Genomic DNA, 19,501 nt, shown 5'->3' on the forward strand with positions numbered 1-19,501 from the left:
GTCGCGAAAAGGCCCGACACAAGGATTACGGATGCTCCCAGTCAAGAACCTCTTCGTGCTCTACACCGGCGGCACCATCGGCATGTTGCAGACCCCGCAGGGCCTGGCCCCGGCCGGCGGCTTCGAAGCGCGCATGCGCGACCACCTGCAAAGCCTCGGCGACGCCCCGGACCTGCGCTGGCGCTTCGCCGAACTGCAACCGCCGCTGGACAGCGCCAACATGACCCAGGGCAACTGGCTGGCGATGCGCGACGCCATCGTCGCCGCGCTCGACGCCGGCCACGACGGCGTGCTGCTCCTGCACGGCACCGACACCCTGGCCTACAGCGCCGCGGCGCTGTCCTTCCTGCTCCTCGACCTGCCGATCCCGGTGCTGCTGACCGGCTCCATGCTGCCGGCCGGCGCGCCGGGCAGCGATGCCTGGGACAACCTGGTCGGCGCCCTGCGCGTCCTCCAGGAGGGCCACGCGCGCGGCGTACAGGTCTATTTCAACGATGCCCTGCTGCACGGCGCGCGGGTCAGCAAGCTGCGCAGCGATGCGTTCGACGCCTTCGCCGAACTGCCGCGACCACGCCACGCCGAGCCTGCGCCGGTGCCCGCGGCGCTCGGCTACCGCCAGCCGCGCCGGGAAGTGAACCTCGCCGTGCTGCCGCTCTATCCAGGGCTGCGCGCCGCGCACCTGCGCGGACTGCTCGACAGCGGCGTGGAAGCGCTGCTGCTGGAATGCTATGGCAGCGGCACCGGCCCGTCCGACGACGAGGAGCTGCTGGCGACCCTGCGTGAAGCCCACGCCCGCGGCGTGCTGCTCGCCGCGGTCAGCCAGTGCGCCTACGGCCAGGTCGAGTTCGGCGTCTACGCCGCCGGCAGCCGCCTGCGCGACGCCGGCCTGCTCTCGGCTGGTGGAATGACCCGCGAGGCGGCCCTGGGCAAGCTCTTCGGCCTGCTCGGCGCCGGCCTCGGACGCGACGAAGCGCAACGCTGGTTCGCCCTCGACCTGTGCGGCGAGAACGCCGACTGACCGCCCTGCGGCCGCCCGCCGGCGGCCGCTTCCTTCCGAGCTCCCCGCGATACGCGACAACGCCGGCGGCCCGCCCGTGCCCGGCGCCCATCGTCAAGCTTCAGCGAACAGTGTTTCCGGCCTTCCCCGGTTTATCCCCCGGCGGCGAGTCCACAGGATGTCGCCTTCCGCTGCCGGCCCCGCCGGCATCCGCCCACAAGGAGGAAACACCTGCATGTACGCCATCGCCGAAGACACCCTTCCCGCACGCGTATTGAAAGAACTGTTGCTCTATCGCCGCCGTTACCCCGAGCATCGCCAGAGCGCCAGCGAAGCGGACGAGGTCCGCCGCATCGAACAGGTCCAGTTGCCGCGTATCGCCGCCTTCATCGAAGCCGGCGAGCCCATCGAGTTCGTCCTGCCGGCGTTTCCGGCCAAGTCGCCGAACCCCGGCAAGGTCCTCGACAGCCGTCCGGACATGGCCGAGCGCCTGTCGCTGTCGTTCCTCAACCACCTGTGCCAGCGCATCCAGCTGTTCTATGCACCGGGCGCGAAGATCACCGTCTGCTCCGACGGCCGGGTGTTCGGCGACCTGGTGAGGATCGGCGATGCGCACATCAGCGCCTACCAGGATGCCTTGCGCCTGATGATCGAGGAGATCGGCGCCACCCATATCGGCGTGTTCAACCTGGAGGACGTACGCGCCTTCGAGGCCCAGCGCGACAACCACGAGCAGCTCCGCCAGTTGCTGATCGACGGCTACGCCGAGCCGCTGGAAAGCATCCGCGAGACCCTGCTGGCCAGCGAAGAAGGCCTGCTGCTGTACCGCGCCATCACCCGCTTCCTCTACGAGGACGGCCTGACCCCCGACTACCAGGGCTCGAAGACCGCCCTGCAACGCGACGCCAAGGAGCGCGCCTACGGGGTGATCCAGCGCAGCTGGGCCTGGGGCGCGCTGCTGGCCGACCAGTTCCCCCGCGCGATCCGTCTGTCCATCCATCCGCAGCCGGCGGACAGCCTGAAGTTCGGCATCCACATGATGCCGACCCGCGACGACTGGCTGACGCCCTGGCACGGCGTGGCGGTGAACACCGAGGACCGCTTCGTGCTGATGAAGCGCAGCGAGGTGCTGGAACTCGGCGGCGAACTGGTGCAGATCAACGGCCAGCCCAGTCACTACCGCCTGCCGGCCAGGGCCGCCCGGCGCGCCGCCGTGGCCTGAGCCCGAGGAGCCAGACGATGAACGCCTATCTCAGCGATCAACCGGTACGTCTCTCGCCGCTGCGCGACGAACAGGGCAACCAGCCGCGCTTCGGCCTGCTGCTGGAGCCCGGCCGCCCCGGCATGCACGTCGGCGAGCTGCCGGCGCAGTGGCTCAAGGGCCTGGCGCGCAGCCACCACCTGCTGCTCCTGCGCGGCTTCGCCGCCTTCGCCGACGCCGAGAGCCTGACCCGCTACTGCCACGACTTCGGCGAAGTGATGCTGTGGCCGTTCGGCGCGGTGCTCGAGCTGGTGGAACAGGAGGGCGCCGAGGACCACATCTTCGCCAACAACTACGTGCCGCTGCACTGGGACGGCATGTACCTGGAGACGGTGCCGGAATTCCAGCTGTTCCACTGTGTCGACGCGCCCGGCGACAGCGACGGCGGCCGCACCACCTTCAGCTCGACCCCGGCGGCGCTGCAACTGGCCGACAGTAGCGAGCTGGAACTCTGGCGCCGCGCCAGCGGCCGGTACCAGCGCAGCGCGGCGCACTACAGCAGCCGCTCGGCGGCACCGATAGTCGAGCGCCACCCGCGCCGAGAATTCCCCATCCTGCGTTTCTGCGAACCGCCGGTCGAGGGCGACGCCAGCTTCATCAACCCCTCCGAGTTCCACTACGACGGCATCGCCCCGGAACAGCGCGGCGAACTGCTCGCCAGCCTGCGCCGCTGCCTGTACCACCCACAGGCGCACTACGCCCACCGCTGGCGCAGCGACGACCTGGTGATCGCCGACAACCTGACCCTGCTGCACGGTCGCGAGGCCTTCGTCCACCGCGCGCCGCGCCACCTGCGGCGGGTGCATATCCACGCCGAGCCGGCGCTGCGCAACCCGCACCTGCAGCGCGACTGACCGCCCCGCCGGCCGTGCGCGCCACGGCCGGCGTCCCGACAAGGAACCAGCATGAGCCATTCCGTCCCCAACGCGCTGATGACCGGCGCCGACTATCTCGACAGCCTGCGCGACGGTCGCCAGGTCTACCTCAACGGCGAACGGGTCGCCGACGTCACCCGGCACAGGGCGTTCCGCAACGCCTGCCGCAGCATCGCCGGGCTCTACGACGGCCTCCACGGCGAGCAGCGCGACGTCCTCACCCGGGTCGATGCCCAAGGCCGCCGCAGCCACCGCTTCTTCACCCCCGCGCAGAACGCCGAGGACCTGCTCGGCGCGCGCGAGGCGATCGGCTGCTGGTCGCGCATGACCTACGGCTTCATGGGGCGTACCCCGGACTACAAGGCGGCGTTCATGTCCGGGCTGGAGGCCGGCGCCGGCTTCTACGGCGACTACCGGCAGAACGCCTGCGCCTGGCACCGCGCCTTCGCCGACCGCGGGCTGTTCCTCAACCACGCGATCATCAATCCGCCGCTGGACCGCAGCAAGGCGATCCACGAGATGCGCGACGTGTTCGTCCACGTCGAACGCGAGACCGACCAGGGTATCGTCGTCAGCGGGGCGAAGATGCTCGCCACCGGCAGCGCCATCACCAACGCCACCTTCGTCGCCCCGGTCGCCTCGGCGCAGATGGAGGCCGGCAAGGCCGAGGACTTCGCCGTTGTGTTCTTCGCCCGCATGGACAACCCCGGCCTGCGCCTGATGTGCCGGCCATCCTACGAGGAGCGCGCGAGCAGTCCCTTCGACTACCCGCTGTCCAGTCGTTTCGACGAGAACGACAGCGTGCTGCTGTTCGACAAGGCGCTGATTCCCTGGGAGGACGTCCTGGTCTACCGCGACCTGCGCCGCGCCACCGGCTTCTATGCCGAGTCGGGCTTCGCCAACCTGTACAACTTCCAGTCCGGCATCCGCCTCGGGGTGAAGCTGGAACTGATGATCGGCCTGCTTTCCCTCGGCGTGCGCGCCAATGGCACCCAGGGCTTCCGCGGGATACAGGCGGCCCTCGGCGAGCTGATCGCCCTGCAGCACCTGCTGCAGGCGCTGACCACCGCCATGGCCCGCGACCCGGAGCGCAACGCCGCCGGTTCGGCGGTGCCGCGCCTGGAGTACGCCAATGCCCTGCGCATCCAGGTGCCGCAGATCTGGAAGCGTGTCCGCGAGTTGCTGGAAAGCGCCCTCGGCGGCGCCCCGCTGGTCACCGTCTCGGGCGCCGCCGACCTGCGCGACGGCGAGGCGCGGCGGCTGGTGGACAGCTACTACCGCGGTGCCGAGCTGGAGCCGGAGCAGCGCCTGAAGCTGTTCAAGCTGATCTGGGACGCCACCGGCAGCGAGTTCGGCGCACGCCACGCGGTCTATGAGAGCCATTATTCCGGCAATGCCGAGCAGATCCGCCTCGACTCGCTGGCCTGGGCCAGCCGTCGCGGGCACCTGGCCTACTGCGAGGCGATGGTCCAGCGCTGCATGGCCGACTACGACATCCACGGCTGGCTACGGGGGCCCTGGCAGCATGACTGAGCGTAAACGCTGGCTGGCCGGCTGCCTCTCGGCCCTGCTTTCCCTGCCGCTGGCCGCCGCCGTGCCGGGCCCGGACGCGCCGGCCGACCTGGCGCGCGGCAAGGCGATGGCGCAGAAGATGTGCTCGCGCTGCCACGACGACGACGGCAACGGCGGGCCACGACCGAACCGCAGCTACCCGAAGCTCGCCGGGCTCGACCGGGAATACCTGTACAAGCAGATCTACGACCTCAAGACCCAGCGCCGGCGCAACCCGGCCACCAACGGTCGCGGCGAGGAGCTGAGCGCGGCGGACGTGGTCAACGTCTCCGCCTGGTTCGCCGCCCAGCGCATGAGTGCCGGCGAGCAGACCCTGGCCGACCCGGCGCAACGCGAACGCGGTCGCCAGCTCTTCGAGAACGGCCTGGCGCAGCGCGGCGTACCCCCCTGCGTCACCTGCCACGGGCCCGCCGCCCAGGGCCTGGCGGCGCTGAAGGCGCCGCGCCTTGCCGGGCAATGGGCGGAATACCTGGCAACCCAGTTGCACGGTTTCCGCGACGGCAAGCGCGGCAACAGCGCGACCATGCGCGCGGTCGCCGGCGGCCTGGAGGATAGTGACATCCAGGCGCTCGCCGGCTACCTGGGCAGCCTGGGGCCGTAAGGCGAATAACCGCTCGCGGTTATCCGCCGCCTATCCGCGACGCCAGCGGCGGATAACGCCTGTGGCGTTATTCGCCCTACCCCCAGGCACGGATGCCCGGCGTCATTCGCCCTGCGCCAGGCGGAACGGCTCGCGACCGAGATGCTCGCGCAGCGACTCGATGAACGCCCTGACCCGCACCGGCATGTAGCGCGCCGAGGGGTACAGGGCATAGATGCCGCCCTGCGGCAGGCGCCAACCGGGCAGCAGTCGGACCAGCCGTCCGCGGGCGATCTCGCGGGCTACCAGGAAGCTCGGCAGCACGCTGACGCCGGCACCGTCGAGCACCAGGCGGTACACCGCCAGGGTGTTGTTCGCCAGCAGGCGCCCTCGGGTCTGTACCGTGGCACGCTCGCGCTGGCGTTCGAAGGTCCAGGTCCAGGGCGTGCTCAGGCGGGTATGGCCGATCCATTCGCAACGCGCCAGGTCGTGCGGCTGGAGCACCGGCGGCAGGCCGGCGAGGTATCCCGGCGTCGCCACGGCAACCTGCTGGAAGTCGCACAGCTTGCTGGCATGCAGGCCGGAGTCGCGCGGCCAGCCGATACGTACCGCGAGATCGATGCGCTGGCCGACCAGATCGCTGAACTGGTCATCGGCCAGCATTTCCACCTGGACCTTGGGAAACTGCCGGATGAACGCCGCGGAAACGCTGCTGATGTGCCACTTGACGAAGTCCTGCGGCGCGGTGATGCGCAACCGGCCACTGGGCTCGCCCTGCAAGTCGCGCACATCGGAGAGCGCGCCGTCCAGCTCGCCGAGCATGCGCTGGGCCACGCCGAACAGCAGTTCGCCGCGATCGGTAAGGGTCATGCGACGGGTGGTACGGGTCAGCAACTGGATCCCGAGGTCGGCCTCCAGGCGTCGCAACTGCTCGCTGAGTAGCGATTTCGACAAGCCCAGGGCCTCCGCCGCGGCGGTGAAGCTGTTGTGTTCGGCGACGGCGACGAAGGCATACAAGTGATTCAGGTTCAGATGATTCAATCGCTCCAGGGCGGCGCTCATCCTGTCATTCCTTAGCCGGGAAGTGGGTCCGGACGGGTCTTGTCGAAAAAATCCTGCTGCGACGGAACGGCGGCATTCGACAGGACCCGCAACGATCGGTGAGCGTGATGACGCGACCGGGCGGTCAGGTCGTCGTTAAAGACCGCCAGGCGCGCATAAGTTTCAGCGCGCCACCTTCGTTTTCCGATAAGTGAGAACTGCTTCAGACGGTCGGCCGGGTGCTTTCATGTCAGCGAGCCCCGCCTGATTGATCGCTTTCTACCGACAAACCACTCTTAAAGTAGTTTCTCAAGTATTGGACAAACTTCCTTTTTATTTATGGAGATACGGCACATTCATTCCATTCGACATTAATAATCGAAAGCCATCATGCGAAACGATTATTCGTTTTTCATGAACAGCCTCCTGGCTGTCATGCCTGACCGCCCCTCGGTAGGCGTTTTTTCCGTTGACGGGAATCGGCCTTCTGGTATTTTCTGAAACCGGTTTCAGCTCCTGGCATCCGCTGGCGAAGACCAGCCGGACACACCAATAAGAACAGCACCAAGAGGTACCAGGTCCGTGAATGGTTCAGTACTGCCCAGCCGTGGCCGCGTCACCATCAACCAGGTGGCCGAGGCCGCCGGCGTCTCCAAGGCCAGCGTGTCGCGCTATATCGGCGGCGACCGCCAGTTGCTCGCCGATGCCACCGCCCGGCGCATCGAGCGCGCCATCGACCAGCTCGACTACCGCCCCAACCAGATGGCCCGAGGCCTCAAGCGCGGGCGCACACGGCTGATCGGAATGCTGGTGGCGGACATCCTCAACCCCTACTCCGTGGCCGTCATGCATGGCGTGGAAACCGCCTGCCGCGAACACGGCTACAGCCTGGTGGTGTGCAATACCGACCGCGACGACGAGCAGGAACGTCATCACCTGGCCGCCCTGCAGTCCTACAACGTCGAAGGACTGATTGTGAACACCCTCGGCCACCATCCCGGCGAACTGCGCGCCCTGCACCGCGAACTGCCGATGGTGCTGGTGGACCGCCAGTTGGCCGAGCTGGATACCGACCTGGTCGGCCTGGACAACGCCGACGCCGTCGAACAGGCCCTGGACCACCTTCAACAACGCGGCTTCCGCGACATCCTGCTGGTCACCGAACCGCTCGACGGCACCAGCTCGCGGATCGAGCGGGTCCAGGCCTTCAATGCCTCCATCGGCCGGCGACCGGCGCTCAAGGGCCAGGTCCTGCAGACCGACGACTTCTTCCGCGACGGCCTGCGCGCCTTCCTTTCGGCCAGCGGCCCCGGGCCGAAGGCGCTGTTCACCTGCAACGGCGTCGCCACCCTCTGCGCCACCCGCCAACTGCGCGACCTCGGCTGCCGGCTGTTCGACGAGGTCGGCCTGCTGGCCCTGGACGAACTCGACTGGTACCCGCTGGTGGGCAGCGGCATCACCGCCCTCGCCCAACCCACCGACGAAATCGGCCGCACCGCCTTCGAGCGCCTTCTGGCGCGACTCGAAGGCGACCGCGAGCCGGCGCGCCGGGTGACCTTCCCGGCGCAACTGATCGTTCGCGGCTCGACCCATCCACGCGGCTAGCGGCCTGCCGCCGGCGCGTTGCCGGCGGCTTTCGCACGGCCTGAAATGAAACCGGTTTCAGAGGATCGCCAATGTCCCTTCACCCTGTCTCCATCAGTCTTTCCAGCTACGGCGCGGACCTCGTTCGCAGTCGCGGCCAGGCCAGCTTCCTGCCCCTGCTGGGGATGGCCGGCGCGCAGCGCGTGGAACTGCGCGAGGAACTCTTCGCCGGCCCGCCGGATACCGAAGCGCTGACCGCCGCCATCCAGTTGCAGGGGCTGGAATGCGTGTTCTCCTCGCCCCTCGAGCTGTGGCGCGAAGACGGCCAGTTGAACCCCGAGCTGGAGCCGACCCTGCGCCGCGCCGAAGCCTGCGGGGCCGGCTGGCTCAAGGTCTCGCTCGGTCATCTGCCGGAACAGCCCGACCTCGCCGCCCTCGCCCGGCGCCTGGCGCGCCACGGCTTGCAACTGCTGGTGGAGAACGACCAGACGCCCCAGGGCGGCCGGATCGATGTGCTGGAACGCTTCTTCCGCCTCGCCGAGCGCCAGCAACTGGACCTGGCGATGACCTTCGACATCGGCAACTGGCGCTGGCAGGAGCAGGCGGTGGACGATGCCGCCCTGCGCCTGGGCCGCTACGTCGGCTACGTGCACTGCAAGGCGGTGATCCGCAACCGCGACGGCAAGCTGGTCGCGGTACCGCCGTCGGCCGCCGACCTGCAGTACTGGCAGCGCCTGCTGCAGCATTTCCCGGAAGGCGTGGCGCGGGCCATCGAATACCCGCTGCAGGGCGACGACCTGCTCAGTCTCAGCCGCCGGCACATCGCCGCCCTCGCCCGCCTCGGCCATCCCCAGGAGGAACGCCAGCATGGCTGACTTCGAGATCCTCTGCTTCGGCGAGACCATGGCCATGTTCGTCGCCGAACAGCCCGGCGAACTGGACCGGGTCGAGCAGTTCGGCAAGCGCATCGCCGGCGCCGACAGCAACGTCGCCATCGGCCTCGCCCGCCTCGGCTTCGCGGTGGCCTGGCTGAGCCGGGTCGGCGACGACTCGCTCGGCCGTTTCGTACTCGACAGCCTGACTCGCGAGGGTCTCGACTGCCGCTTCGTCGAGGTCGACGCGCAAGCGCCCACCGGGTTCCAGATGAAGTCCCGCGAGGTCGATGGTGCCGACCCGCGGGTCGAGTACTTCCGCCGCGGCTCGGCGGCCAGCCGGCTGGGCCTCGCCCATATCCGCGAAGAAATGCTCGGCGCCCGCCACCTGCACGCCACCGGCATTCCGCCGGCACTCTCGGCGAGTGCCTGCGAACTGTCCCACGAACTGATGCGGCGCATGCGCGGCAAGGGCGCCAGCCTGTCCTTCGACCCCAACCTGCGGCCCTCGCTGTGGCCCAGCGAGCGCCGCATGATCGCCGAGATCAACGCCCTCGCCGCGCATGCCCACTGGGTCCTGCCGGGCCTGGAGGAAGGCCGCCTGCTCAGCGGCTGGCAGGAACCCGCGGATATCGCCGCGTTCTACCTGGACATGGGCGTCGACGCGGTGGCGATCAAGCTCGGCCCGAGCGGCGCCTACTATCGCGATGCCCACGGCGAGGGACTGGTCCCCGGCGTGCCGGTGGCGACCGTGGTGGACACCGTGGGCGCCGGCGACGGCTTCGCGGTCGGGGTGGTCAGCGCGCTGCTGGAAGGTCTGCCGCTGCCCGACGCGGTGGCGCGCGGCAACTGGATCGGCAGCCGCGCGGTACAGGTCCGCGGCGACATGGAGGGGCTGCCGAAACGCAGCCAACTGCTCGACCGCGAGCACCGCAAGAGCGCCTGAACCCGCCGCCCACGCGGCACCTGTTGCGACAAGAACAAGACAAGCTCAGGAGATACCCGACCATGACCATGCCTCGCCTCGCCAGCAGCCGCTGGTGGTACATCATGCCGATCGTTTTCGTCACCTACAGCCTGGCCTACCTGGACCGCGCCAACTACGGCTTCGCCGCCGCCTCCGGGATGGCCGACGACCTGCGGATCACTCCCGGGCTGTCCTCGCTGCTGGGCGCGCTGTTCTTCCTCGGTTACTTCTTCTTCCAGGTGCCGGGGGCGATCTACGCGGAAAAGCGCAGCGTCAAGAAGCTGATCTTCGTCAGCCTGATCCTCTGGGGCGGGCTGGCCACCCTGACCGGGATGGTCGCCAACGTCTACCTGCTGATCGGCATCCGCTTCCTCCTCGGCGTGGTCGAGGCGGCGGTGATGCCAGCGATGCTGGTCTACCTCTGCCACTGGTTCACCCGCGCCGAGCGCTCGCGGGCGAACACCTTCCTGATCCTCGGCAACCCGGTGACCATCCTCTGGATGTCGGTGGTCTCCGGCTACCTGGTGGAGCATTTCAGCTGGCGCTGGATGTTCATCATCGAAGGCCTGCCGGCGGTGATCTGGGCCTTCATCTGGTGGCGCCTGGTGGATGACCGCCCGCGCCAGGCCGCCTGGCTGAGCGGCTCGGAAAAACGCGACCTGGAAGACGCCCTGGCCGCCGAGCAGCAGGGCATCAAGCCAGTGAAGAACTACCGCGAGGCGTTCCGTTCGCCAAAGGTCATCGTCCTCTCGCTGCAGTATTTCTGCTGGAGCATCGGCGTCTACGGCTTCGTCCTCTGGCTGCCGTCGATCCTCAAGCACGGCGCCAACATCGACATCATCGAAGCCGGCTGGCTGTCGGCGCTGCCCTACCTGGCGGCGGTGATCGCCATGCTCGGAGTGTCCTGGGCCTCGGACCGGTTGCAGAAACGCAAGCGTTTCGTCTGGCCGCCGCTGCTCATCGCGTCCATCGCCTTCTACGGTTCCTACGCCCTCGGCAGCGAGCACTTCTGGCTGTCCTACGCCCTGCTGGTGCTGGCCGGGGCCTGCATGTACGCGCCCTACGGACCGTTCTTCGCCATCGTCCCGGAAGTCCTCCCGGCCAACGTCGCCGGCGGCGCCATGGCGCTGATCAACAGCATGGGCGCGCTGGGCTCGTTCTCCGGCTCCTGGCTGGTCGGCTACCTGAACGGCATCACCGGCGGGCCCGGGGCTTCCTATCTGTTCATGAGCGGAGCGCTGCTGCTGTCGGTGCTGCTCACCGTGTTCCTCAACCCGCACGCCGACAAGCGCGAGCCCGATGCCGCTCGCGCGCACGCCTCGCGGCGGGCGGCGCCGGCCCACCCCTGACCGACTCCGGAGCATCCGATGAAGAAAGTGGTTCTCTACAAACGTCTCTCCGCGCCCCTGATGGAACGCCTGCGCGAACGGGTCGAGGTGCTCCTGATCGAGGAGCCCGGCCGCGACGGCCTGGCCCGCTTGCGCGACGCCCTGCCCGAGGCCCACGGCCTGCTCGGCGCCAGCCTGCGCCTGGAGGCCGGACTGCTCGACCTGGCACCGCGACTGGAAGCCATCGCCAGCGTCTCGGTGGGCGTCGACAACTATGACATCGACTACCTCGACCGCCGCGGCATCCTCCTCAGCAATACCCCCGACGTGCTCACCGAGACCACCGCCGACACCGGCTTCGCGCTGATCCTGGCGACAGCCCGGCGGGTAGTGGAACTGGCCGGCTGGGTGCGCGCCGGGGAATGGAAGAAGAGCGTCGGCGCCGCCCAGTTCGGTACCGACGTGCATGGCAAGACCCTCGGTATCGTCGGCATGGGCCGCATCGGCGAGGCCCTGGCCCGGCGCGGGCACCACGGCTTCGGCATGCGCGTGCTGTACCACAGCCATAGCCCGAAGCCCCACGTCGAAGAACGCTACGCAGCGAGCTACCGCTCCCTCGACGCGCTGCTCGAGGAATCCGACTTCGTCTGCCTGACCCTGCCGCTGACCGCCGCCACCGAAGGCCTGATCGGTGCCGCGCAGTTCGCCCGGATGCGTCCACAGGCGATCTTCATCAACATCTCCCGTGGCCGGGTGATCGACGAGGCGGCCCTGATCGAGGCCCTGGCCCAGCGGCGGATCCGCGCCGCCGGCCTCGACGTGTTCGAGCGCGAGCCGCTGTCTCCCGACTCGCCGCTGCTGCGCCTGCCGAACGTGGTGGCCACCCCGCACATCGGCTCGGCCACCGAGGAAACCCGCGAAGCCATGGCCCGCTGCGCGGTGGACAACCTGCTGGCCGCCCTCGCCGGCGAGCGGCCGCTGAACCTGGTCAATCCTTCGGCCTGGGCGCGACGGCGAGGCGCCTGAAGGCCGCGCCGGGCCGACGCCCGGCGCGCCGTTCTGCTTCACTTGCCGGTATTGGCCTGCCTGAATCCTTGCTGAAACGTTTTTTCAACGTGACACATGAACTTATAATTAGCCTGCTAATCATTATCAGAAAGACGAAACCGTGATGATCCAGAGAGGACCCCACCATGCCCGATGACAAGGCCGTCAACGGCCGCCGCGACTTCCTGCGCAAGACCCTGACCGTGATCCCGGCGGTGACCCTGGCCGGCTATGGCGTCGGCCATGCCATGCAGACGCCCGCCGCCGAGCAGGACAAACCCCGCGAACGCTACCAGCCTCGCTTCTTCACCAACACCGAATGGGCTTTCGTCAACGCCGCGGTGGCGCGACTGATCCCCAGCGACGACAACGGTCCCGGCGCCATCGAGGCCGGAGTGCCGGAGTTCATCGACCGACAGATGGAAACCCCCTACGGGCACGGCGCACTCTGGTACATGCAGGGACCGTTCGTCACCGACGCCGCGCCGGAGTTCGGCCATCAGTTGAAGCTGGTGCCACGCGACATCTACCGGGTCGGCATCGCCGCCCTGGAACGCTGGAGCAAGGCCAACCAGGGCAAGCCGTTCGCCGAGCTGGAGCCGTCAGCGCAGGACGACATCCTGCAACGCCTGGAAGCCGGCCAGATCGACCTGCAGGACCTGCCGGCCAAGCTGCTCTTCGGCCAGTTGCTGCAGAACACCCGCGAAGGCTTCTTCTCCGATCCGCAGCACGGTGGCAATCGCGGCCTGGTGGGCTGGAAGCTGGTCGGTTTCCCCGGTGCCCGCGCCGACTTCATGGACTGGGCCGACCGTGGCGAGAAGTATCCCTTCCCGCCGGTGGCGATTTCCGGCGAGAGGGGCTGAACATGGCGACGACACTCAAACCGGTGGACGCGGTGGTGGTCGGCTTCGGCTGGACCGGAGCGATCCTGGCCAAGGAGCTGACCGAGGCCGGGCTCAACGTGGTGGCGCTGGAGCGCGGCGAGAACCGCGATACCTATCCCGACGGCGCCTACCCGAACACCCTCGACGAGCTGACCTACAACACACGCGGCAAGCTGTTCCAGAATCTCTCCAAGAGCACCGTGAGCATCCGCCACGGGATCAACGACACCGCGCTGCCCTACCGTCAGCTCTCCGCCTTCCTTCCCGGCGACGGCGTCGGTGGCGCCGGCCTGCACTGGTCCGGCGTGCATTTCCGGATCATGCCCGAGGAACTGCGCCTGCGCAGTCACTACGAGGAACGCTACGGCAAGAAATTCATCCCCGAAGGCATGACCATCCAGGACTACGGGGTCAGCTACGAAGAGCTGGAGCCGCACTTCGATTTCGCCGAGAAGGTCTTCGGCACCTCCGGCACCGCGCATACGGTCAAGGGCCAGGTGGTCGGCAAGGGCAATCCGTTCGCCGCCGACCGCTCGGACGACTTCCCGCTGCCGGCGCTGCGCCAGGTGTACTCCGCGCAACTGTTCCGCAAGGCCGCCGAGGAACTCGGCCTGCACCCCTACGACCTGCCGGCGGCCAACGCTTCGGGGCCCTGGACCAACCCCTACGGGGTGCAGATGGGGCCGTGCAACTTCTGCGGCTTCTGCAGCGGCTACGCTTGCTACATGTATTCCAAGGCCTCGCCGAACCTGAACATCCTGCCGGCGCTGCGCCAGACCCCGCTGTTCGAACTGCGCGCCAACTGCAACGTGCTCAAGGTCAACCTCGACAGCGACGGCAGGCAGGCCACCGGCGTGACCTACGTCGACGCCCAGGGGCGCGAGATCGTGCAGCCGGCGAAGCTGGTGATCATCAGTGCCTTCCAGTTCCACAACGTGCGCCTGCTGCTGCTCTCCGGCATCGGCAAGCCCTATGACCCGCGCACCGGCGAGGGCGTGGTGGGGAAGAACTTCGCCTACCAGAACATGGCCACCATCAAGGCGTTCTTCGACAAGGACGTGCATACCAACCCCTTCGTCGGCACCGGCGGCGGCGGCGTGGCGGTGGACGACTTCAACGCCGACAACTTCGACCACGGACCGCTGGGCTTCGTCGGCGGCTCGCCGATGTGGGTCAACCAGGCCGGCTCCAAGCCGATCGGCGGCCTCGCCGTGCCGCCCGGCACGCCGAGCTGGGGCAGCGGCTGGAAACAGGCGGTCAAGGACGCCTACACGCACACCGTGTCGATGGACGCCCACGGCAGCAACATGACCTACCGCGACAACTACCTCGACCTCGACCCGACCTACAAGGACGCCTACGGCCAGCCACTGCTGCGCATGACCTTCGACTGGAAGGACAACGAGATCCGCATGAGCCGCTACGTCACCGAGCACATGCGCAAGATCGCCGAGGCGATGAACCCGAAGGCCATCTCGGTGAGCGTCAAGAACTTCGGCGACCACTTCAATACACGGGTCTACCAGACCACCCACCTGCTCGGCGGGGCGATCATGGGCAGCGATCCGAAGACCAGCGTGCTCAACCGCTACCTGCAGAGCTGGGACGTGCACAATGTCTTCGTCATGGGCGCCTCGGCCTTCCCCCAGGGCACCGGCTACAACCCCACTGGGCTGGTGGCGGCGCTGGCCTACTGGTCGGCCAAGGCGATCCGCGAGCAATACCTGAAGAACCCCGGTCCGCTGGTGCAGGCATGAGGAGCGCAACGATGAAACCGACAGCCTTCCTCGCCCTCTCCGCCCTCGCCTGCGGCATCGCCCAGGCCGCCGCAGCGCCGGACCCGGCCCTGGTCAGGCAGGGCGAATACCTGGCCCGCGCCGGCGATTGCGTGGCCTGCCACACCGCCAGGGACGGCAAGCCGTTCGCCGGGGGCCTGCCGATGGAAACGCCGATCGGCGCGGTGTACTCGACCAACATCACCCCGGACCGCAAGACCGGCATCGGCGACTACAGCTTCGAGGACTTCGACCGTGCCGTGCGCCACGGCGTGGCCAGATCCGGCGACACCCTCTACCCGGCGATGCCCTACCCGTCCTACGCGCGAGTCAGCGAAGCGGACATGCGCGCCCTCTACGCCTACTTCATGCATGGCGTGGAGCCGGTGGAGCAGCCCAACAAGGCCAGCGACATCCCCTGGCCGCTGTCGATGCGCTGGCCGCTGGCATTCTGGCGCTGGACCTTCGCTCCCGAGGTGAAGGACTTCCAGGCCGCCGCCGGGCAGGACCCGGTGCTGGCGCGCGGCGCCTACCTGGTCGAAGGCCTTGGCCACTGTGGCGCCTGCCATACCCCGCGTGGGCTGGGCATGCAGGAGAAGGCCCTGGCGGCGAGCGATGGCGCGGCCTACCTGTCCGGCAGCGCGCCGCTGGAGAACTGGATCGCCAAGAGCCTGCGCGGCGACCACCGGACCGGACTGGGCAGTTGGAGCGAAGCCGACCTGGTCAGCTTCCTGCGCACCGGCCGCAGCGAGCGCAGCGCGGTGTTCGGCGGCATGTCCGACGTGGTGGTGCACAGCATGCAGTACATGACCGACGCCGACCTCACCGCCATCGCCCGCTACCTCAAGTCGCTGCCGCCGGCGGACCCCTCCGACCAGCCGCACGTCTACGACGAGAGCGTGGCCCAGGCACTGTTCCACGGCGACGACAGCAAGACCGGCGCGGCGCTCTACGTCGACAACTGCGGGGCCTGCCACCGCACCGACGGCAAGGGCTATGCGCGGGTCTTCCCGGCCCTGGCCGGCAACCCGGTGGTGACCGGCAGCGACCCGACCTCCCTGGTGCACATCGTGCTCAAGGGCGGCACCCTGCCGGCCACCCACCAGGCACCGTCGAGCTTCACCATGCCGCCGTTCGGCTGGCGGATGAACGACCAGGAGATCGCCGACGTGGTCAACTTCATCCGCACCAGTTGGGGCAACCAGGCGCCGAGCGTCAGCGTCGACGAGGTCAAGCGCCTGCGCAAGGACACCGGCGCGGCGGCGGTGGGCGACATTCCGCCGCCGGGACCGGCCGCGGCGGATCGCGGCTGAGCGCCAGGCCTCTGGCGAAACGCCATTCCAGCCCCTCTCCCGCTCGCGGGAGAGGGTTGGGGAGCGGGAGCGCGCCGTACCGGGCACGGCCCTCCTCCTTCACTCATCACCCAAGCGCACATGCCGCCCCAGCTCGTCGAACAACGCGACCACCGAGCGCAACGCCCGGCAGTCCGGACGGGTCAGCAGCCACAGGGCGCTGGCGCAGCCCTCGAGGTCGGCGTCCAGTACCCGCAGGCCGTCGCCGTCGCGCAGCAGGTAGGCGGGGATCGCCGCCAGGCCGAGGCCGGCGCGGGCCATCTCGGAGACCGCCAGCACGCCGTTGCAGCGGTAGGCCGGCAATACCCCGGGATAGTGTCGACGACGCCAGACCACGCTCGGGTGGTCGGGAAGGAAATCGTCCGGGGCGATCCAGTGCAGCATGGCGGGCTCCGTCGCGTCGCGGCCCTCCAGGTAGCGTTCGCTGGCGCAGAGCACGTAGCGCACCTCGCCGAGGTTGCGCCCGACCAGGTGTTCCGGCGGCGTGCGGGTCATGCGCAGGGCGATGTCGGCGTCGCGCCGGCTGAGGTTGGCAAAGTCGTTGGAGGTCGCCAGCTCCAGTTGCAGGGCCGGATAGCCAGGCATGAAGCGCGCCAGCGCCGGCAGCAGCAGGCCATGCAGGACGGCGTCGGAGCAGGTCAGGCGCACGGTACCGCTGAGCACCTCGCGCTCCAGTTCGAGGCCGATGCGCGCCGCCTCCAGCGCCTGTTCCGCCAGTTCTGCCTGCTGCGCCAGGCGGCGGGCGGTCTGGTTCGCCAGGTAGCCGCTGCGGCTCTTGTCGAACAACGCCTTGCCGAGGTTCTTCTCCAGCCGGCGGATGGCCCGGAAGACCGTCGACACATCGACCCTGAGCAACTCTGCGGCCCGCGCCAGGCTACCGCCGCGAACCAGGGCGAGGACCAGGGCAAGATCGGCATGGTCCAGGCGATATTGCAGCGGTGCATTCATCTTTTGCATTGGCGCCGATATCGAGTGCGGAAACGCAACTATAGAGTGAGCGCCAGGGCCCGCCAACCGGCGTGGCGAAACTGGAGCGAAAACGGATGTCCACCCCTCCCGCGGCGCCGCTGCGCATTGCCTTGGTCGGCGACCACGACCCGCACATCACCGCCCACCGGGCGATTCCCCTGGCCCTGCGCCTGGCCGGCGAGGCACTCGGCCTGGAGATCGCATTCGACTGGCTGGCCAGCGACCGCCTGCCCGCCGAGCCGGCGCTGGAGCGCTATGACGGGTTCTGGTGCGTGCCGGGCAGCCCCTATCGCGACGCCGACGCGGTGCTGCGCCTGATCGCCCATGCCCGGGGCCGGCGCCGGCCGTTCCTCGGTACCTGCGCCGGCTTCCAGCACACGATCCTCGAGTTCGCCCGCAACGCCCTCGGCTGGCAGGCGGCGACCCATGGCGAGGAGCATCCGCACAGCGACCAGGCGGTGATCGCCGCCCTGCCCTGCGCTCTGCTCGAAGCCCGCGAGGAAGTCCGCCTGCTGCGCGGCTCGCGCCTGGCCCTGGCGTATGCTGCCGACTGGATCGAGGCGGACTACCACTGCCGCTACGCAATCGCCCCGCGCTTCGCCGCGGAACTTACCGGCGGCGCACTGCGGGCCAGCGCCTGGAGCGCCGACGGAGCGATCCGCGCGGTGGAGCTGGAACAGCATCCGTTCTTCGTCGCCACCCTGTTCCAACCCGAGCGGGCAGCCCTGGCCGGCGTCCTGCCGCCACTGCCGAAGGCATTCGTCGAGGCGTGCCGGACGCAGCGCCGCGACCGCCCCCGGCGCGGCCCGACACCTTATTACGCAGTGATCTTCAGCTCCCATCGCAGCGCCGTCGACGACGGCTACGCCGAAGCGGCCGAGCGCATGCTGGAACTGGCCAGCCGCCAGCCGGGCTATCTCGGCGTGGAGTCGGTCCGCGGCGCCGACGGTTTCGGCATCACCGTCTCCTACTGGGACAGCGAGGCGGCGATCCGTGCCTGGAGCCGCCACGCGGAGCACCGCGACGCCCAGGCGCGCGGCCGGCGCGACTGGTACGCCGGTTTCAGCGCGCGGATCGCCCGGGTCGAACGCGAATACGCCTTCCCGGCTCAGCCGGACACCGCGCAGTCTCCGGCCTCGTCCTGAGCCAGCACCCGGAAGCAGGCCAGGGCCAGCAGCCAGGCCAGCCAGCCGGCGCCGACCGCGACGAGGAAACCGCTGGCGGCGCCGTAGCCCTCCACCACCCAACCGGCCAGCGCCGAGCCCAGGGCCATGCCGATGCCCAGCCCGGTGATGGCCCAGGTCAGGCCTTCGGTGAGGCGTGCCGGGTCCACCGCGCGCTCGACCAGGCCCATGGCCAGGATCATCGTCGGCGCCACGCTGAAACCGGCCACCAGCACGGTCAGGGCAAGCGCAAGGATGCTCTCCACCCCTAGCAGCGGCATCAGGCTCAGGGCCATCAGCGTAACCATGCTGAGCAATTGCCGGGAAAGCGCCAGGCGCCAGCGCAGCAGCCCGAACAGCAATCCCGCGAGACATGAGCCGACGGCATAGACCGACAACACCAGGCTTGCCGCAGCCTTGTTGCCGTGCGCCTCGGCGAAGGCCACGCTGACCACTTCCACCGCGCCGAAGATCACCCCGATGGCGGCCAGCACCAGCGCCAGCACGCGTACCGCCGGATAGGCCAGCGCGCTGCCGGCGCGGCGCCGCGGATGGGCATGCAGCGGCGGTTCGGTGCCGCGTTGCAGGCTGAACAGGCTCACCCCGGCGACCAGGAACAGCGTCGCCAGCAGCGGCCCCGCCTCGGCGAACCAGCCGACGCTGAGGCTCACCGCCAGCACCGGCCCGATGATGTAGCACACCTCGTCCATCACCGATTCGAAGGAAAACGCCGTGTGCAGCTTCGGCGAGCCCCGGTACAGCTCGGTCCAGCGCGCCCGCACCATGGCCGGCATGCTCGGCATCGCCCCGGCGAGCAAGGCGAACAGGTAGAGCCAGGCATTCGGCGCTCGATAGTGCGTACACAGCAACAGCGCGCTCATCGCCAGGGCGCTGGCCAGAGCGGCCGGGAGCAGCACCCGGCCCTGGCCGAAGCGGTCCACCAGGCGCGATACCTGCGGCGCGAGCAAGGCATTGCAGAACACGAAGGTGGCCGCCACGGTACCGGCCAGCCAGTAGTCGGCATGCACCTGGGAAAGCATGGTGACGATGCCCAGGCCGGTCATCGACAGGGGCATCCGCGCCAGCAGGCCGGCGGCTGAAAAGCCCTTGGCGCCGGGCGCGGCGAACAGTTCGAGATAGGGGTTGCTCATGGAAAGCCTCGGCTGGCCGGCTCCAGCGGAACCGGCGACGACGGGAGAAGACGAAATTAACATACGCAGCGTATGTCAAAAAT

17 protein-coding genes are annotated in these 19,501 nt (G+C 68.8%); 14 read left to right on the forward strand and 3 right to left on the reverse strand.

Annotated features, from left to right (window positions below; all coding sequences use genetic code 11):
• Nucleotides 1–31: 31 nt before the first annotated feature.
• The 5 genes from HMPREF2581_RS02770 (at nucleotide 32) to pvcD (ending at nucleotide 5,306) form a co-directional block, all read left to right on the forward strand.
• Nucleotides 32–1,018, forward strand: coding sequence for an asparaginase (locus HMPREF2581_RS02770; protein ID WP_003131823.1), 987 nt, complete (start codon nucleotides 32–34; stop codon nucleotides 1,016–1,018).
• A 214-nt stretch (nucleotides 1,019–1,232) separates the two neighbouring features.
• The gene (gene pvcA / locus HMPREF2581_RS02775) at nucleotides 1,233–2,219 is read left to right on the forward strand and encodes a paerucumarin biosynthesis protein PvcA (RefSeq protein ID WP_003139453.1); all 987 of its coding nucleotides are present in this window, start codon (nucleotides 1,233–1,235) and stop codon (nucleotides 2,217–2,219) included.
• A gap of 17 nt (nucleotides 2,220–2,236) precedes the next feature.
• Entirely contained in the window at nucleotides 2,237–3,112 is an 876-nt protein-coding gene (gene pvcB / locus HMPREF2581_RS02780) for a paerucumarin biosynthesis oxygenase PvcB (protein WP_003089257.1), read from the forward strand.
• A 51-nt stretch (nucleotides 3,113–3,163) separates the two neighbouring features.
• Nucleotides 3,164–4,666 carry a paerucumarin biosynthesis protein PvcC gene (pvcC, locus tag HMPREF2581_RS02785; protein ID WP_003089259.1) on the forward strand — a complete coding sequence of 501 codons (1,503 nt, stop codon included), beginning with the start codon at nucleotides 3,164–3,166 and terminating at the stop codon, nucleotides 4,664–4,666.
• The gene (gene pvcD, locus HMPREF2581_RS02790; protein WP_003089261.1) at nucleotides 4,659–5,306 is read left to right on the forward strand and encodes a paerucumarin biosynthesis heme-binding protein PvcD; all 648 of its coding nucleotides are present in this window, start codon (nucleotides 4,659–4,661) and stop codon (nucleotides 5,304–5,306) included. Before pvcC ends, pvcD begins: the two co-directional genes overlap by 8 nt.
• Nucleotides 5,307–5,408: 102 nt before the next feature.
• Here pvcD and ptxR read toward each other — a convergent pair whose 3' ends face one another.
• Nucleotides 5,409–6,347 carry an HTH-type transcriptional regulator PtxR gene (gene ptxR / locus HMPREF2581_RS02795; protein WP_003139449.1) on the reverse strand — a complete coding sequence of 313 codons (939 nt, stop codon included), beginning with the start codon at nucleotides 6,345–6,347 and terminating at the stop codon, nucleotides 5,409–5,411.
• A 561-nt stretch (nucleotides 6,348–6,908) separates the two neighbouring features.
• On the opposite strand from ptxR, the gene ptxS reads away from it, so the two are divergent.
• The 8 genes from ptxS (at nucleotide 6,909) to HMPREF2581_RS02835 (ending at nucleotide 16,096) form a co-directional block, all read left to right on the forward strand.
• Nucleotides 6,909–7,931 (forward strand): transcriptional regulator PtxS, encoded by a 1,023-nt coding sequence (ptxS, locus tag HMPREF2581_RS02800; protein WP_003089268.1) that lies wholly within the window; start codon nucleotides 6,909–6,911, stop codon nucleotides 7,929–7,931.
• A gap of 71 nt (nucleotides 7,932–8,002) precedes the next feature.
• On the forward strand, nucleotides 8,003–8,785 hold the full coding sequence (locus tag HMPREF2581_RS02805; protein ID WP_003139446.1) for an apurinic/apyrimidinic endonuclease family protein: 783 nt from the start codon (nucleotides 8,003–8,005) through the stop codon (nucleotides 8,783–8,785).
• Nucleotides 8,778–9,728 (forward strand): sugar kinase, encoded by a 951-nt coding sequence (locus HMPREF2581_RS02810; RefSeq protein ID WP_003139444.1) that lies wholly within the window; start codon nucleotides 8,778–8,780, stop codon nucleotides 9,726–9,728. The genes HMPREF2581_RS02805 and HMPREF2581_RS02810 overlap by 8 nt, the downstream gene beginning before the upstream one ends.
• A 62-nt stretch (nucleotides 9,729–9,790) precedes the next feature.
• Nucleotides 9,791–11,098, forward strand: a complete 1,308-nt coding sequence (locus HMPREF2581_RS02815; RefSeq protein WP_003113740.1) for an MFS transporter — start codon at nucleotides 9,791–9,793, stop codon at nucleotides 11,096–11,098.
• A gap of 18 nt (nucleotides 11,099–11,116) precedes the next feature.
• The gene (locus HMPREF2581_RS02820; protein ID WP_003139442.1) at nucleotides 11,117–12,103 is read left to right on the forward strand and encodes a 2-hydroxyacid dehydrogenase; all 987 of its coding nucleotides are present in this window, start codon (nucleotides 11,117–11,119) and stop codon (nucleotides 12,101–12,103) included.
• 167 nt (nucleotides 12,104–12,270) lie between these two features.
• Nucleotides 12,271–12,987 carry a gluconate 2-dehydrogenase subunit 3 family protein gene (locus tag HMPREF2581_RS02825; protein WP_003139440.1) on the forward strand — a complete coding sequence of 239 codons (717 nt, stop codon included), beginning with the start codon at nucleotides 12,271–12,273 and terminating at the stop codon, nucleotides 12,985–12,987.
• A 2-nt stretch (nucleotides 12,988–12,989) separates the two neighbouring features.
• Entirely contained in the window at nucleotides 12,990–14,765 is a 1,776-nt protein-coding gene (locus HMPREF2581_RS02830; protein WP_003110747.1) for a GMC family oxidoreductase, read from the forward strand.
• An 11-nt stretch (nucleotides 14,766–14,776) separates the two neighbouring features.
• Nucleotides 14,777–16,096 carry a cytochrome c gene (locus HMPREF2581_RS02835; protein ID WP_003139438.1) on the forward strand — a complete coding sequence of 440 codons (1,320 nt, stop codon included), beginning with the start codon at nucleotides 14,777–14,779 and terminating at the stop codon, nucleotides 16,094–16,096.
• 99 nt (nucleotides 16,097–16,195) lie between these two features.
• Here the strand turns inward: HMPREF2581_RS02835 and HMPREF2581_RS02840 are convergent, their stop codons facing one another.
• Entirely contained in the window at nucleotides 16,196–17,092 is an 897-nt protein-coding gene (locus tag HMPREF2581_RS02840) for a LysR family transcriptional regulator (RefSeq protein ID WP_003110749.1), read from the reverse strand.
• Between the two features lie 86 nt (nucleotides 17,093–17,178).
• Between HMPREF2581_RS02840 and HMPREF2581_RS02845 the strand changes: the two genes are divergently transcribed.
• Nucleotides 17,179–18,249 carry a CTP synthase C-terminal region-related (seleno)protein gene (locus HMPREF2581_RS02845; RefSeq protein ID WP_003089287.1) on the forward strand — a complete coding sequence of 357 codons (1,071 nt, stop codon included), beginning with the start codon at nucleotides 17,179–17,181 and terminating at the stop codon, nucleotides 18,247–18,249.
• Here HMPREF2581_RS02845 and HMPREF2581_RS02850 read toward each other — a convergent pair.
• Nucleotides 18,213–19,418: an MFS transporter gene (locus HMPREF2581_RS02850; RefSeq protein WP_003110750.1), complete on the reverse strand. Its 1,206-nt coding sequence runs from the start codon at nucleotides 19,416–19,418 to the stop codon at nucleotides 18,213–18,215. The two genes, HMPREF2581_RS02845 and HMPREF2581_RS02850, sit on opposite strands and share 37 nt — an antisense overlap.
• Between the last annotated feature and the right edge of the window lie 83 nt (nucleotides 19,419–19,501).

The sequence above is a fragment of the Pseudomonas sp. HMSC057H01 genome, from assembly GCF_001836405.1.
Classification (GTDB): domain Bacteria; phylum Pseudomonadota; class Gammaproteobacteria; order Pseudomonadales; family Pseudomonadaceae; genus Pseudomonas; species Pseudomonas aeruginosa.

Coding starts and splice junctions, on each gene's coding strand:
- HMPREF2581_RS02770 (WP_003131823.1), top strand. CDS start 32: ATGCTCCCAGTCAAGAACCTCTTCGTGCTCTACACCGGCGGCACCATC.
- pvcA (WP_003139453.1), top strand. CDS start 1,233: ATGTACGCCATCGCCGAAGACACCCTTCCCGCACGCGTATTGAAAGAA.
- pvcB (WP_003089257.1), top strand. CDS start 2,237: ATGAACGCCTATCTCAGCGATCAACCGGTACGTCTCTCGCCGCTGCGC.
- pvcC (WP_003089259.1), top strand. CDS start 3,164: ATGAGCCATTCCGTCCCCAACGCGCTGATGACCGGCGCCGACTATCTC.
- pvcD (WP_003089261.1), top strand. CDS start 4,659: ATGACTGAGCGTAAACGCTGGCTGGCCGGCTGCCTCTCGGCCCTGCTT.
- ptxR (WP_003139449.1), bottom strand. CDS start 6,347: ATGAGCGCCGCCCTGGAGCGATTGAATCATCTGAACCTGAATCACTTG.
- HMPREF2581_RS02805 (WP_003139446.1), top strand. CDS start 8,003: ATGTCCCTTCACCCTGTCTCCATCAGTCTTTCCAGCTACGGCGCGGAC.
- HMPREF2581_RS02810 (WP_003139444.1), top strand. CDS start 8,778: ATGGCTGACTTCGAGATCCTCTGCTTCGGCGAGACCATGGCCATGTTC.
- HMPREF2581_RS02815 (WP_003113740.1), top strand. CDS start 9,791: ATGACCATGCCTCGCCTCGCCAGCAGCCGCTGGTGGTACATCATGCCG.
- HMPREF2581_RS02820 (WP_003139442.1), top strand. CDS start 11,117: ATGAAGAAAGTGGTTCTCTACAAACGTCTCTCCGCGCCCCTGATGGAA.
- HMPREF2581_RS02825 (WP_003139440.1), top strand. CDS start 12,271: ATGCCCGATGACAAGGCCGTCAACGGCCGCCGCGACTTCCTGCGCAAG.
- HMPREF2581_RS02830 (WP_003110747.1), top strand. CDS start 12,990: ATGGCGACGACACTCAAACCGGTGGACGCGGTGGTGGTCGGCTTCGGC.
- HMPREF2581_RS02835 (WP_003139438.1), top strand. CDS start 14,777: ATGAAACCGACAGCCTTCCTCGCCCTCTCCGCCCTCGCCTGCGGCATC.
- HMPREF2581_RS02840 (WP_003110749.1), bottom strand. CDS start 17,092: ATGCAAAAGATGAATGCACCGCTGCAATATCGCCTGGACCATGCCGAT.
- HMPREF2581_RS02845 (WP_003089287.1), top strand. CDS start 17,179: ATGTCCACCCCTCCCGCGGCGCCGCTGCGCATTGCCTTGGTCGGCGAC.
- HMPREF2581_RS02850 (WP_003110750.1), bottom strand. CDS start 19,418: ATGAGCAACCCCTATCTCGAACTGTTCGCCGCGCCCGGCGCCAAGGGC.